Annotated in this window: 11 protein-coding genes; 3 read left to right on the forward strand and 8 right to left on the reverse strand. The window is 64.4% G+C overall.

The window, feature by feature from the left end:
- Positions 1-201: 201 nt before the first annotated feature.
- The 7 genes from GSQ89_RS25105 to GSQ89_RS25135 all read right to left on the reverse strand — a co-directional run bounded on the left by GSQ89_RS25105 (position 202) and on the right by GSQ89_RS25135 (position 7299).
- Positions 202-717 carry a hypothetical protein gene (locus GSQ89_RS25105; RefSeq protein WP_158930411.1) on the reverse strand — a complete coding sequence of 172 codons (516 nt, stop codon included), beginning with the start codon at positions 715-717 and terminating at the stop codon, positions 202-204.
- 2 nt (positions 718-719) lie between these two features.
- Positions 720-1529 carry a metallophosphoesterase gene (locus tag GSQ89_RS25110; protein ID WP_158930413.1) on the reverse strand — a complete coding sequence of 270 codons (810 nt, stop codon included), beginning with the start codon at positions 1527-1529 and terminating at the stop codon, positions 720-722.
- Positions 1530-1547: 18 nt separating this feature from the next.
- Positions 1548-3101: a GMC oxidoreductase gene (locus tag GSQ89_RS25115; protein ID WP_216856376.1), complete on the reverse strand. Its 1554-nt coding sequence runs from the start codon at positions 3099-3101 to the stop codon at positions 1548-1550.
- A gap of 380 nt (positions 3102-3481) precedes the next feature.
- Positions 3482-4435, reverse strand: a complete 954-nt coding sequence (locus GSQ89_RS25120) for a TIGR02281 family clan AA aspartic protease (RefSeq protein ID WP_158930417.1) — start codon at positions 4433-4435, stop codon at positions 3482-3484.
- 508 nt (positions 4436-4943) lie between these two features.
- Positions 4944-6104: a 23S rRNA (adenine(2503)-C(2))-methyltransferase RlmN gene (gene rlmN / locus GSQ89_RS25125; protein WP_371734289.1), complete on the reverse strand. Its 1161-nt coding sequence runs from the start codon at positions 6102-6104 to the stop codon at positions 4944-4946.
- On the reverse strand, positions 6101-6682 hold the full coding sequence (locus GSQ89_RS25130; RefSeq protein ID WP_254073360.1) for an invasion associated locus B family protein: 582 nt from the start codon (positions 6680-6682) through the stop codon (positions 6101-6103). The genes rlmN and GSQ89_RS25130 overlap by 4 nt, the downstream gene beginning before the upstream one ends.
- The gene (locus tag GSQ89_RS25135; RefSeq protein WP_254073361.1) at positions 6679-7299 is read right to left on the reverse strand and encodes an RNA methyltransferase; all 621 of its coding nucleotides are present in this window, start codon (positions 7297-7299) and stop codon (positions 6679-6681) included. Before GSQ89_RS25135 ends, GSQ89_RS25130 begins: the two co-directional genes overlap by 4 nt.
- A gap of 84 nt (positions 7300-7383) precedes the next feature.
- Here GSQ89_RS25135 and GSQ89_RS25140 point away from each other — a divergent pair, with 84 nt between their 5' ends.
- Positions 7384-8628 carry a bifunctional 2-polyprenyl-6-hydroxyphenol methylase/3-demethylubiquinol 3-O-methyltransferase UbiG gene (locus GSQ89_RS25140; RefSeq protein ID WP_158930423.1) on the forward strand — a complete coding sequence of 415 codons (1245 nt, stop codon included), beginning with the start codon at positions 7384-7386 and terminating at the stop codon, positions 8626-8628.
- Positions 8629-9296: 668 nt separating this feature from the next.
- Here the strand turns inward: GSQ89_RS25140 and GSQ89_RS25145 are convergent.
- Complete coding sequence (locus tag GSQ89_RS25145; protein WP_158930431.1) at positions 9297-10127, reverse strand: helix-turn-helix transcriptional regulator; 831 nt, start codon at positions 10125-10127, stop codon at positions 9297-9299.
- Between the two features lie 545 nt (positions 10128-10672).
- On the opposite strand from GSQ89_RS25145, the gene GSQ89_RS25150 reads away from it, so the two are divergent.
- A complete protein-coding gene (locus GSQ89_RS25150; RefSeq protein WP_158930425.1) occupies positions 10673-11659 on the forward strand; it encodes a glycosyl transferase family protein in 987 nt (328 codons plus the stop codon).
- 18 nt (positions 11660-11677) lie between these two features.
- Entirely contained in the window at positions 11678-13078 is a 1401-nt protein-coding gene (gene thrC / locus GSQ89_RS25155; protein WP_158930427.1) for a threonine synthase, read from the forward strand.
- The last annotated feature ends 179 nt before the right edge of the window (positions 13079-13257 follow it).

Consider the following 13257-nt stretch of genomic DNA (forward strand, 5'->3'; position numbering starts at 1 on the left):
CACCGCCCACCCCATGGCTCGCTCCTCCAGACCAAAATCCAGAGTGTTACCCATGTGCCCGGTCTAAAGTGTTACCAATGTAGCCGGTCTGTACCGGCCTCCGCCCGCCATGACGGGATTGGGCGGCAGCGCCAACGCCGAAGCACTTGTTTGTCCACGGCCCCTTACCTCATCGGCCGCACCGTTGGATCGGTTGGCCGGTTACAGCGGCTCGCTCCACATCGGCGTATTGCCGCTATTTTCCTGGTAGTAGTCGGCAGTGGCCGATCCGTCTGCCGCCAGATTCAAGATCACGAAGTCATGCATGTAGACGTCGTCGTCTACCGCGAGGGAGACCGGGTCAACCGGCGGTGGATCGACGATGTGCGATCGCGGGTCGTTCGGATCCGGGGCGGTCAGGACAGGGATGGCGCCGTGACCCACGCATCGGCCCTTGTTGAGGCCCCGATGTGGGCCGTAGAGCGTCAGTGTGTGTTCATGACCCCAGAACCAGGCGGCGATCTTGTTGCCGCCCGCCGCGGCGAACCGTTGGAAACTGGCATCGAGATTGGGATTGTATGCTGTGAATGATCCGTCCGCAGCGGCAGGGCCGATCTGTGCGAAAGCGGAGAAAAGCTGATGGTGCGACAGCAGGATCGTTTTGCCCCCGAACTCCGCGATGCGGGCGGTAAGCCAATCTTCTTCGCCGAGATCGAGCTTGACGAGGACATCCGTCACGGTCAGCGGTCGTAATCGGTATGCCCCGTGTCCATGGCGACGAACTGCCATTGGTTGTCGGTTGAGCGCAGGTAAAAGAAGCTGGCCGGCTGCTGTGGCCAGGTCGGTTGGTTGATCGTTTTCAGCAGATTGTAGTAACCGACGCCGCCGCAATACATGTCGTGATTACCGGCCAGATTGTAGATCGCCACCTTGGTTCGATCGAACGTGCTGTTGATCAGGCGGGTGAAGTTGCGATCGCATTCCTCGGGCGTGCCGGAGTAGTAGATGTCGCCCAGATGAATGACGATGTCCGGATCATGCTGTGCGATCAGCGCCAGCAGCGATGCCGCTGTTTCGGTGCCGGTTCCCCAATCGGCGATCAGGGCAACGGTCGCGTTGGTGTTGAACGGCAACGGCTGCATATCGGGATTAGCCGAGATATACTCGGGCGCCTTTTGCGCACCTCCGACGCCGAAATATGCCGTATATTGGGCGATCGTCTCGGTCCATCGCGGGTCGAATTCGCCATAGGCAAGTTCGGCTTCCAGGGCGTCGGCTTCCGCCACGTTCCCTCTCAGTCGTGCCTGCAACATCTCGAACGTCAGGCGGGCGGTGGTCCACGCGGCATCCGGCACGCCGGACGGTGCGGCCGCCGGTATCGGCAGGTTGTTGCTCGAAAGCGTCGCCACCTGGAAGGCGGCATTGACGACGTCATTCTCCTTCCCCGGTGTCGACGCGTCTTGGGGTCGTTTCGCACGCTCCAGCATCACGACCAAGGACTGGTAGAACGCCAGTTGGGGATTTCGGAACGTGAATTGCTCGATCGCCATCGCCTGCCTCCCCGCGCGTCAGCCCGCTTCTGTCGTCATGATGTGAACTGCCCGTTCGGCGAGGGCGGCGATTGTGCGCGATGGGTTTACGCCGACCGCCTCCGGCACGATGGCGCCGTCAAGCACGAACAGGTTGGGATAACCAAACACCTCACCGCGGTGGTCCACGACCGCGTTTTCCGAACCGGTGCCCATCCCGCAGCCACCGAGCGGGTGGGGGGTGATCAGGTATTTTGCCAATGTCCAGGTCGGCGGGACCAGCGGCGTGCCGCCGGTTGCGTGCGACAGAGCCTCATGCGTCGAGACGATGGCATCGATAACCCCACGCGAGCGATCGACGTCCCAGTCGAGTGTCAGTTCCCAGGCGCCCACGATTTCGAAGCGGCGGCGGAGGCGCAAACGCCCGTTGGACGCGTCGACGCCCTGCGCGAACCACGGCATGAGGCCGCTGAGCGGAGAACGATCCAGTAGTGCATTGCGGATCCAGTCGAGCGCCGGGTGGTTTGCTTGCCCCGCGGCGGCCAGATCGGCGAGCAGGTTGGGGACGCCGCCGTCCTGGATCCAGAACGACTGCCCATCGCGGCTGCGGTCGAGGAAATCGATCGCGCAGGTGATGGTGGGGCCTCGCGACGGTTCGGGCTTGCGGTTGCTGTAAAGCGCCGGGGTGAGGAAATCGCCATTGCTGCTCCAGCCATAACCGAGGTGTTGGCTGATGTTGGGCAGCGTGCCCAGGACGTCGCGGCAACGGAGCAGGAGTTCGGTCGAGTTCAAGGTGCCGGCGGCGACGACGACCCGGTGGGCGGTGACGCTGCCGGGTTGCCGCTGGTTGTCGGCCAGGTGGTCGAAATGGACACGCCAGCCGCTACCGTCCTGTTCTATGCCCGTTACGAGGTGCAAGGGGCGGACCTCGGCACCCTTGGCCTCGGCCAAAGCGAGGTAGTTGCGGTCAAGTGTGTTCTTGGCATCGACAGGACAGCCGATGTCGCAGTTGCCGCAATGCACGCAGGTACCCTGGTCGACACCCTGGGCGTTTTGGTGCGGGACGGAGTGGTTGTAGCCGGATTGGCTGGTGTCGAACGCGGAGTCGAATGTGACGGCGAGATCGAGCTTGCGGAAACGGTCGCCGGCGCCAATGGCCGTCGCGGCGTCCTGCACTAGGTGCATCCGTGGCGTCCATTGGTTGTCGGGCACCTGCTGGACGTTCATGACCTTGCCGACAGTGGCGTAGTGGGGGGCGAGGTCCTGGTAGGTGATCTCGGGCGGCCACCCGCCGGCGAAGACGCTGGGCGGCGGGACGGCGGAGATGTTGGCGTAGATCATGGAACCGCCGCCGACCGCGGCCCCTTGCGCGACGGCGATGTGGGGGAAGACGCGGAGGTCGATCCAGCCGTTGCTGGTTTCCGGCTTGTGCTGATCCCACAGCCAGTCCTTGCCGCTGACGCTGGGGTAGGTGATGCGGTCCCAGCGCCGGCCGCGTTCCAGGACAAGGACTCGGTCGCCGGCCTCGGTGAGGCGGCATGCGGTGACGGATCCGCCGAAGCCGCTGCCTATGACGATTGTGTCGAAGTCCATTGTTGCCTCCATCAGCCTGGGTTCGGTGGGCCGTTCGAGTCCGTTGGGCGCGACGCTGTGCTGGAATGTTTCGAGTATAGGGAGTGGAGTTTCGGGATGTCCAGGACGTTGGCGGGAGACCAGCAGTTCTCGTTTTGACTCAGGAGGCTCTGAGGACCCGTCTCTCGTGTCATTGCGAGGAGCGGAGCGACGCGGCAATCCTGGCGGTCCGCGACCGATGGATGGGGATTGCCGCGTCGCTCCGCTCCTCGCAATGACAATTCGGTTCTGGGCGCGGTCTCCTGGCCAAAATGAGAATTGCTAGCGGATGTCCGCTACGGATCTGCCAGGGGGATAAACGAATCGCGTCGCCGGTATGCGGGCGGACGGCCTTTGCATCACTAGTTTGCGTTTAATATTACGCGATTATTTTCGACTTTTACTTGCTTTATATTCTTCAGAAACGACTGCCCGAGAAGGTTCTCACGCAGTGTTCCCGGACTGGCCACGAACGCCTGCACGTGATGCTGCGTAATGGTTCCGACAGTCAGCGTATCGATCGTCGTGGCGGCAACCAACCCGGTGCCATTGGCCGTCGAGACTCTCACGGAGAATTTGAGTTGATCGACGAGGAGACCGAGGCGTGCCGCTTCCTCGGCGCGTAATGTGACCACCGAGGCCCCGGTGTCGAACAGCATCGACGCCGGATGGCCATTCACCATGGCCTCGAAGACGAAATGACCATTATAGCCTCGTTCGGCCGACGCTTCGGCATCCCCGCTCCAGACCTTTGGCAAGGGGACGGGGTCGTCCGGGAGATGAAGACCGATGACCGGAGTGCGGTGATGGAACACGAGGTAGCCGCCAGCCGCCATCGCGAACATGCTGCCCCAAAGGAGCGCGGCGAAAAACGGGCCGCCGCGACGCCGTTGGGTCCTGGATTCGTTCCGACTGCGCGGATTCGGGGCAAACCATGCCGTTGCTTCGGTCTGGTCGTGGGGCCACGGATTCCTGGGCTTGGACGATCCGTCATCGCCGTTGCGTCCGGAGCGGGCAGTGAGACGTAAACCGACGAAACCCCTGTCCGACAGACCGATCCACAGCGACCTCCCGTGAAGCAATAACGATGCACTTCCGGCAAAGATGGCGGCTTCCCAGGCGCTCGGCATGGTGACCACGCCGAGCGCCTGATGGGCCGGCGAGACGACCAGATCATAGGATAATGAAGCGGCGACCGCCGCCCATGCGAGTGGCGACAAAATCGACAGGAAGGCAAATCCTTTCCGAACGGTCAAGAGACGATCGACGATGACCATTGTGCAAAGGTAAGGCGCGGAAACGATCAGCGCGAGCAATGTCCAGAACATCGGCTCCGTAGGCAGGCCCAGATTTTCGGATTCGACAGACAAAAGCGGCTCGAAGATCGACCGAAGAGTGTCGGACTTTCCACACATCACCAGTATCGTGGCGAACAGAAGCCAAGCCTCCAGCCGGGCGAGGCGTGGCCATTTGACGGTGAAGAGTCGGATCATCTGGTCGCGTCTTCCCAAGCGGCCGACCGGGCTGCGTGGAATGATGGCTAGCGCATCAATGATTTTGTCTCAAGGCCCATCGTTGGTCGGGGGCATGAGAACACAGGAGAAGGCGTTTCCTTGCCTGGTACTGTGATGACTAAGGCTCCGCGGATCAATGAGTGCTTCGATGTCGGCACTGTCGCCCAATCCCGTCATGGCGGGCGCAGGCCCGCCATCCACGCCTTTTCTCGGACCTGCACTGCAAGTCGCGGATGGCGGGCCTTCGCCCAGCATGACGGCAGGAGGCTAGCGGCACTCGCTAGACGATTCGTTTATTTCTCGGCGAGTCCTAAGCCCCAGCCCGCTCCCGCCGGCTCTCCGTCCGCAATTGCCCGCAGGCCGCCAAAATATCCGACCCCCGCGGAGTCCGGATCGGCGCCGCGAATCCCGCCGCCATCACGATCCCCGCGAACCGCTCCAGCGCCGCCTTCCCACTCGGTTCATACTTCGACCCCGGCCATGGATTGAACGGGATCAAATTCACCTTCGCAGGCATACCGGCGATCAGCCGCACCAACTCGCGGGCTTCGGCCTCGGAGTCGTTGACTCCCTTCAGCATGATATACTCGAACGTGATCCGCCGAGCGTTCGACGACCCCGGATACCGCCGGCACGCGGCCATCAGTTCGGCAATGGGGTATTTCCGGTTCAGCGGCACGATCTCGTCCCGCAGCTCATCCGTCACGGCGTGCAACGACACCGCCAGGTTCACGCCCAGCTCCGCCCCCGCCCGGTCCATCATCGGCACCACGCCCGACGTGGACAGCGTGATCCGCCGCCGCGACAACCCGATCCCCTCACCATCCATGACGATCTTCATCGCCTTGGCGACATTGACGTAGTTGTACAGCGGCTCACCCATTCCCATCAGCACGATGGTGGACAGCAGCCGCGGAGTCTCTCCTTTCGGTGACGGCCATTCCCCATACGAATCACGCGCCGCCATGAACTGCCCGACGATCTCCGGCGCACCCAAATTCCGCACCAGCGTCTGGGTCCCCGTATGGCAGAACCGACAGGACAGCGTGCAGCCGACCTGGGACGAAATACACACCGCGCCACGATCCTCGACGGGATCGGGAATATAGACGGTCTCCGCCTCCTGCCCATCGCGGAAGCGGAACAAGAACTTCCGGGTCGAATCCACACTGGTCTGCTCCGTCGCGACAGACGGACGCCCGATCACGAACTTCTCCGCCAATCGCACCTGCAACGGCCTGGCGATCGACGACATGCGGGCGAAGTCCGTCACCCCCTGGTGGTAGATCCAGTGCCACAACTGCTTGACGCGAAACGCAGGCTCCCCGATCGCCGCCATCTCGGCACCGAGCTCGGTACGGTCCATCCCGACCAGGTCGCGCCGCCCGTCCGCCAGCACCACCGCCGGCGGATCGAATAGCGCCGATTTCGCCAGGACCCGGACGCGGTCGGTTTCGGAAAGATCGCTCACTTCGCCGGACATGCCTTCGCGATAGCCGCATACGCCGCCCCGAAACCCTTCAGGCTGAACGTATCCGTCACCTCCTTCGATCCCGGAGAACGCGCGATCGCTCGGCTTCCCCTCTGGAACGCCGCGACAGCCGCCTTGCCATCCCGGGCGAACGCGTCGCGCGCGGCGGTGTAGAATTCCAGGCCCGTCTGATCGACCTGCACCGTCACGGTCGCGTTGGGCGCGTAGGCGAACCCTGCCTCGATGGCCACCGCATCACGCCCCGACGACCGTTCGGTCACCGTCAGCACGACGGCGCCGCGACCCGGCAAGACGGGGGCTGAACTCTGCACCCGAGTGAATGCATAGCAAACGGTTTGTCCGGCTTCGGTATGCGTCGCCGCCGTCCAGTCCTCGAACTTGCCGATCGGCTTGGGGCCAGCGGTCGCGGCTGGATGCGCGGCGGGGACGGTCTTCTTGGGTGCGGCCACCGCGGGCAGGGCCAGCAGCAGTGCGAAGGTCAGAAAGCAACGGAATGGCGTGTTCATGCCCGCAGCAATAGGGCCGCCACGCGCGCCGAACAAGCGCGACTCCGTCATGGCTTCTTCCCGTCCGCGTGAAGCCAGTCCGGGATGGTCTTGCGGAACCGAGGCGCACCGTGGCCGGTCGGCGGCAGCGCCTCCACCGATCCCCGCGATCCAACCGGCCGGTCGGCGAACCGCCCGTGCTGCAGCAGCCGGTCATACAGCACCAGCGCCCCGGCCACCGCCAAATTCAGCGAAAACCGAGTCGGAATCCGCACCACATGATCGCACCGCGCCAGCAGGGCGGCCGACAACCCCGCCCGTTCCGGCCCCAGCACATAGGCGGCGTTCAGCGGATGGCGGAAGGACGGCAGATCGACCGCATCCTCCAGCAACTCGACGCCCACCAGGGCGCAACCACGCGGCAGGGACACCTCCGCCAACGTCGGATACCGCCACATCGGCACGTGCAAGGGCGTATCGGCCGTATCAGCGGTCCGGGCGGCGCGCGAATCCCAGCCGGTGCCGATGGTGAAGCAGAACGACGCGCCAAAGGCATGCCCGGTCCGCAGCAGCGCACCGACATTGGCCGATTTGGAGACACCTTCCGCACCGATGCCGAAATAACCGCGAGTCCTGGGTTCCACGATGTTCAGCCCTTTTTGGTCCTGGCTCAGCGCATTTTGCCGCACGTGCCCATGTCGGTGGCCACGGCCATGACGGGGCAGGGGGCGTTGGGTGTTCCGCCCGGCCGGATCATGCTCTATGCCCGCCCCATGACCGACGCAACCGATCAACGCCTCGCCGGACAGTACGAAGCCTACCCCTACCCGAAGCGAGACCCGCGGGAGGAGGCGAAGCGCCTGGTCGTCGGCAGCCCCAGCCATATCCGGGAGATCGATTACTGGGTGTTCGGTGCGGCCAGGCCCGTCAGCCGGCCGTTGAACGCCCTGGTCGCCGGCGGAGGCACCGGTGACGCGACGATCATGCTGGCGCAGCAGATGACCAACCTGGGCCGGACCGGACAGGTGACATGGCTGGACCGTTCCGCCGCCGCGCTGGCCATCGCCCAAGGGCGGGCAACGGCGCGTGACCTGACCAATATCGTTTGGGAACAGCGGTCCTTGCTCGATCTGCCGGAATCGGGGCTGGGACCGTTCGATTACATCGACTGCTGCGGTGTGCTGCATCATCTGCCCGATCCGGCGGTGGGCCTGCGGGCCCTGCTGTCCGTCCTGGCGCCGGGCGGCGGGATGGGACTGATGGTTTATGCGCCGCACGGCCGCACCGGCGTCTACATGATGCAGGACGTGCTGCGCCGGCTCGCACCCGAGGATGAAACGCCGCAACAGCGGTTGGATGTGGCTCGGCGGGTGATGAAGCACCTGCCGGAGACGCAGTGGCTGCGGCGCAACCATATTTTCGACGACCACATCAACGGCGGCGATGCCGGCCTGTACGACCTGCTGCTGAACCCGCGCGACCGAGCCTACACGGTGCCGGAATTCTCCGACCTGCTGCGCGCCGCCGGGCTGCGCGTCACCTGCTGGGTGGAGCCGCTTCGCTACGACCCGGTACCCATGCTGCCCGATCCCAGGCTGCGCGCCAGATTGGACGCGATGGAACCGACCCAGCGTGCCGCGCTGGCCGAGGCGCTGGCCGGCAACATGGCGGTTCACATCGTCTATTGCGTTCGGGCCGACGATCCGCCGCACCAGCCGGACCCGGCGGCCGAGACGGCGGTTCCGGTCTTCCGCGAAGTGAACGGGGAGGCCTTGGCCCGCGGTATCCGGCCCGATGGTACGTTGCCGGTGATCCTGGATGGCCTGCGCGTCGCCGTTGCGCTGCCGCCGCTTGCCACCGCCATCCTGCCGTTGATCGACGGACAACGCAGCGTCGGTCAGATCGGCGCGATCCTGGCCGCTCGCGGCATGAAGCCGGATGCGTTCGCCAAAGCCTGGCAGCAGACCTTCGCCGCCCTGGTGCGGATCAACCGCCTGCTGCTGGCCGCACCCGTCTAATCGGCCGACCCACGCGGTGCCCCGGCGTTTCTAGGCTCGGCCCCCAATGATTCGGCGTCAGTCAATACGTCATGCCCCGGCGTCACTTCGATTCGTCATGGCCCGGCGAAGTCCGGGCCATCCGCCCCAGTAAAAATGCTGGACCGGATAGTTCGGAACGCCGCCAGCCCAAGACAAAGTCGATGTATCAACCAGACGCTGCTGACATTACATTATAATTTCAGCAATTGAGGCCGCTCGGGCTAACCAATGAGTGCCCCGGGAACGACCGCTCCGTTTCGCCATGCATCCGTCAAACCGACTAATTCGTTTCAGACACAAATGACAGTCATTCCACGCAACCACAGAGCAACGAACCAAAGGACCATGCAGCCCTAAGCGAACGCTCTATGTGCGCTTGATGCCTTTCCCGCTAGCAGCACTCAAGGATCGCCCATGATGCCAACGCCAAAAAAAGCCTCGAACGCCTCGCTCAAACGCCCAAACCAGACCGGCCTCTCGAACGTGACGCCGCCGAAGATAACGGACCAGCCCCGCTCCTAGTGTCCGGCCTTAGAAGTTCGTCGCATTCTGCGACGGATTTCTGGGATCGGCAGGCCACTGAAAACAAAGAGCTAGTGTCCCGAATCTGAAGTTCGCCCGCTGTAGCGAACTTCAGATTCGGGACACTAGGACCCCACCAACTCGCCACCCTGTTGACCGGTCTCCGCCTGGCGAGCGACCCGCCGCATGATCTCCGCCGTCCCGGCATCGGCCGGCAGGAACGCCTCGATCGCCAGTTCCGAGACGGTGATATCGACCGGTGCGCCAAACAGCGTCGTGGTGGTGAAAAACGACAGAACGCCGTCGATCGTCGCCAGCCGGAACGGGATCGCGATCGTCTCGCCCCACTCATCCGGCCCCGGCGAACCAGTGCCACGCGGATTTGGATAATCGCGCAGTTCCTCCAGCAAATCCACCAGGACCACATCCCCGGTCAAATCGATCTGCCGGCGCAGCCGGGCGATCACATGGGCCCGCCATTGCACCAGGTTGACGACCCGGGACGCGAGGCCACCCGGATGCAGCAACAGCCGCAGCACATTCACCGGCGGGCGAAGCAGCATCGACTCGGCACCGGAGACCAGATGCGCCACGGCCCGGTTCGCTGCCAGCATCGTCCAATGCCGGTCCATCGCGAGGGCGGGATTCGGGTCATGCGCCGCCAGGACGATCTCCACATTGCGATGAATCGGGCTCAGCGCCGGCTCACGGAACGCCCGTTCCTGGAAGACCGCGGCAAAACCGGCCGCAACCAGAAACTCATTCCTATCTCGCAAAGGGATGTCCAGGCACGCCGCCAGATGCAGCAATATCTGCCGGCTCGGCCGGGACCGCCCGGTTTCCAGGAAACTCAGGTGCTTGACGGAAATATTTGCATCGCAGGCCAAGTCAAGCTGGCTCATCCGGCGTCTGCGCCGCCATTCACGCAGCAATCGGCCAAGCAGCGGGCCGAACATTTCCGTAGTCAAACGAGGGTATCCTTTCCAGCGCGGCCCGCCCCTGGCTGGCGTCCGCGTGTGGCCGGCAAGCCTGCACCAGAGTCCCCGGACCGGTGTCCGTTAAACCCGGACCGGGATACGCCATAAGCGTCTGCCGCCAGTGACAGATGCGTCAATCCGGCGTGTCAGTTCGTGAATTCAGCGTGCATCGGGCATGACGGACGATTCAAATGCCGCTTATTGTCCCACCTCTCGGCGAACAAAGATGGACTCCGGATCGCCCATCGACGACAGGGTTCCGTCACTGTCACGACACGATTTGCGACCGCGTCCCGACACGCGACCCTCCATATCGAAAACATCGGCGCCGCGCTGCGGTGCTGACCACGACCGGTGCCGACGACAGTGCATGGCATGCCGGCGTTCATGCCCGACGGCTAGAGCCTGGTCGCCCTGGGCGGAACGCCAACAGGGCGTGAATCACGCGCTCTAACTATTCGGACTCGGCCGCCGCCTGTCGGACATCCTCGAAATTCTGGCCCCCAACCGTGTATAGAACACCCATGACTCAGTCTTCCACAGCCGCGTTCGCCCCTTTCGTCACCACCCTCGGCCGTGGTCCTGGCCGGTCCCGCGCGTTGACGCGGGACGAAGCGCGCATCGCCTTCGGCATGGTCCTGCGCGGCGAGGCCGATCCGCATCAGGTGGGCGCGTTCCTCATGCTGCTGCGTTTCCGCGGCGAGGATGCCGAGGAAATCACCGGCATGGTCCAGGCAACCCGCGTCCACGCCGGGCTGGGGCGCCCCGAACTGGGTGTCGATCTGGATTGGCCCTCCTACGGCGCCGGCCGGACTCGGGGTGCGCCGTGGTTCCTGCTCGCCGCGCTGGCGCTCGCCCGGTCGGGAATCACCGTCCTCATGCACGGATCGAACGACTTCTCCGCCGGCATCGCGGTAGAGGACGCTCTGACAGCGCTCGGCCTGCGAGCCGACCCCGATCTGCCATCGGCCGCGGAGACGCTGCGATCGAACCGCTTCGCCTACCTGCCGTTGCGTGCGATAGCCCCGGACCTGGACCGGCTGCTGGACATGCGCCGCCTGTTCGGCCTCCGGTCCCCGGTCAACACCGCCGCTCGGCTGCTGAACCCGGCCGATGCCCCGGCCGGCGTCGATGGCGTGTTCCATCCGCCCTACATCGACGTGCATCTGGGGGTCGCCGAACGGATGCAACGCCGCCGCCTTTTGGTGCTGAAAGGCGGCGGCGGCGAAGCAGAGCGTGTGCCACTGAAGCCCACCACGGCCACAATCTGGGATCGCGACGTCGGGCGGTATGACGTCACCCTTCCGGCGGTCGAAGGTTTACATCCGCATCCGGCGGCAAACGACACACCGTCAACGTTCGCCTCGGTTTGGACCGGGGAAACCACACCCGAGACACCGCTGGCGACAGTCCAATCCACCATTGGTCTGGCACTGCTGGCGATGGGGCGCACGAACGATCCCGCCGATGCGATGGACCAGGCCGCTTCGATCTGGGCGCAGCGCCGCTAAGCGCGTAGAACACCGCCCATGCGCTATATCTCCACCCGCGGGCAGGCGCCCGCCCGCGATTTCGCCGACGTCCTACTGGCCGGCCTCGCCGAGGACGGCGGCCTGTTCATGCCGGAATCCTGGCCACATTTCAGCCCGTCCGACTGGCGCTCGATGCGCGGACTGCCCTACGCCGACCTCGCCGCCCGGGTGATGCAGCCGTTCGTCGGCGCATCGATCCCGTTTGACGTGCTGCGGACGATATGCCGCGACGCCTACGCCGGTTTCGGCCACCCCGCCATCGTGCCGCTGATCCAGTTGGACACCGGCCTGTTCGTGCAGGAACTGTTTCACGGCCCGACTCTCGCCTTCAAGGACATGGCGATGCAGGTGCTCGGCCGCCTGTTCGACTATGTGCTGACCCGCGACGACAAACGGGTGACGATCGTCGGCGCCACCTCCGGCGACACCGGATCCGCCGCCATCGAGGCATGCGCTGGCCGCGACCGCATCGACATCATGATCCTGCACCCCCAGGGTCGCACCAGTGACGTGCAGCGCCGGCAGATGACCACCGTGCCAGCCGCCAACGTCGGCAACATCGCCGTCGAGGGCACCTTCGACGACTGCCAGGACCTGGTAAAAGCCATGTTCGCCGACACCAATTTCCGTGATGAGGTCCGGCTATCGGCGGTCAACTCCATCAACTGGGCCCGAATCGCCGCGCAAATTCCCTACTACGTCGCAGCGGCACTGGCATTGGGCGCCCCCGACCGCGACGTCGCGTTCAGCGTTCCCACCGGCAATTTCGGCAACGTCCTCGCCGCCTGGGCCGCCCGGCGGATCGGCCTGCCGGTCGCTCGGCTGATCGTTGGTTCGAACCGCAACGACATATTGGCACGTTTCCTTGAGTCCAATGACATGTCGATGGCCCCCGTCGAGCCCTCGCTGTCACCCAGCATGGACATCCAGGTCAGCTCCAACTTCGAGCGGTTGCTGTTCGAGTTGCTCGACCGCGATCCCGAAGCCACCCGCCGGACAATGCTGGATTTCCGCACGACCGGCCGGATGACGGTCTCCGAACCGGTCTGGCACAGAGCACGCGGCCTGTTTCACGGCTTTCGGCTGGATGATCCGGGGACCGAGGCGGAAATCCGCCGGCTGCACGCTGCGACCGGCTATCTGGCCGATCCGCATACCGCCATCGGAATCGCCGCCGCCGCGGCTTTGCCGTGCGCCGGCGGCGTGCCGGTGGTGGCGATGGCGACCGCACATCCGGCAAAGTTCCCGGACGCGATGGAACGGGCGACAGGCCACCGGCCGCCGCTACCGGTCCGGATGGCCGACTTGTTCGAACGGACGGAGCGCTTCACCGTGCTGCCAAACGATCTGGCCACAATCGAGGCCGCGGTACGCGCGCTCGCGGGCCGGAATACCTGACGAACAAACTCGCCTTAGGCTTCGTGCATAAACAAATGCTTCGATGTTGGCACTGTCGCCCAGTCCCGTCATGGCGGGCCTTCCAGGCTGTGCGAAAACCGTTTCGCTGACTTGGCAAGGGTTGCCAACACGGCGGAGAGTGAGACGCGTGGAAGTGTTGGCGGCTGTTACGCCAACCT

The organism is Acidisphaera sp. S103 (genome assembly GCF_009765975.1).
In the GTDB taxonomy this organism is placed as follows: domain Bacteria; phylum Pseudomonadota; class Alphaproteobacteria; order Acetobacterales; family Acetobacteraceae; genus Rhodopila.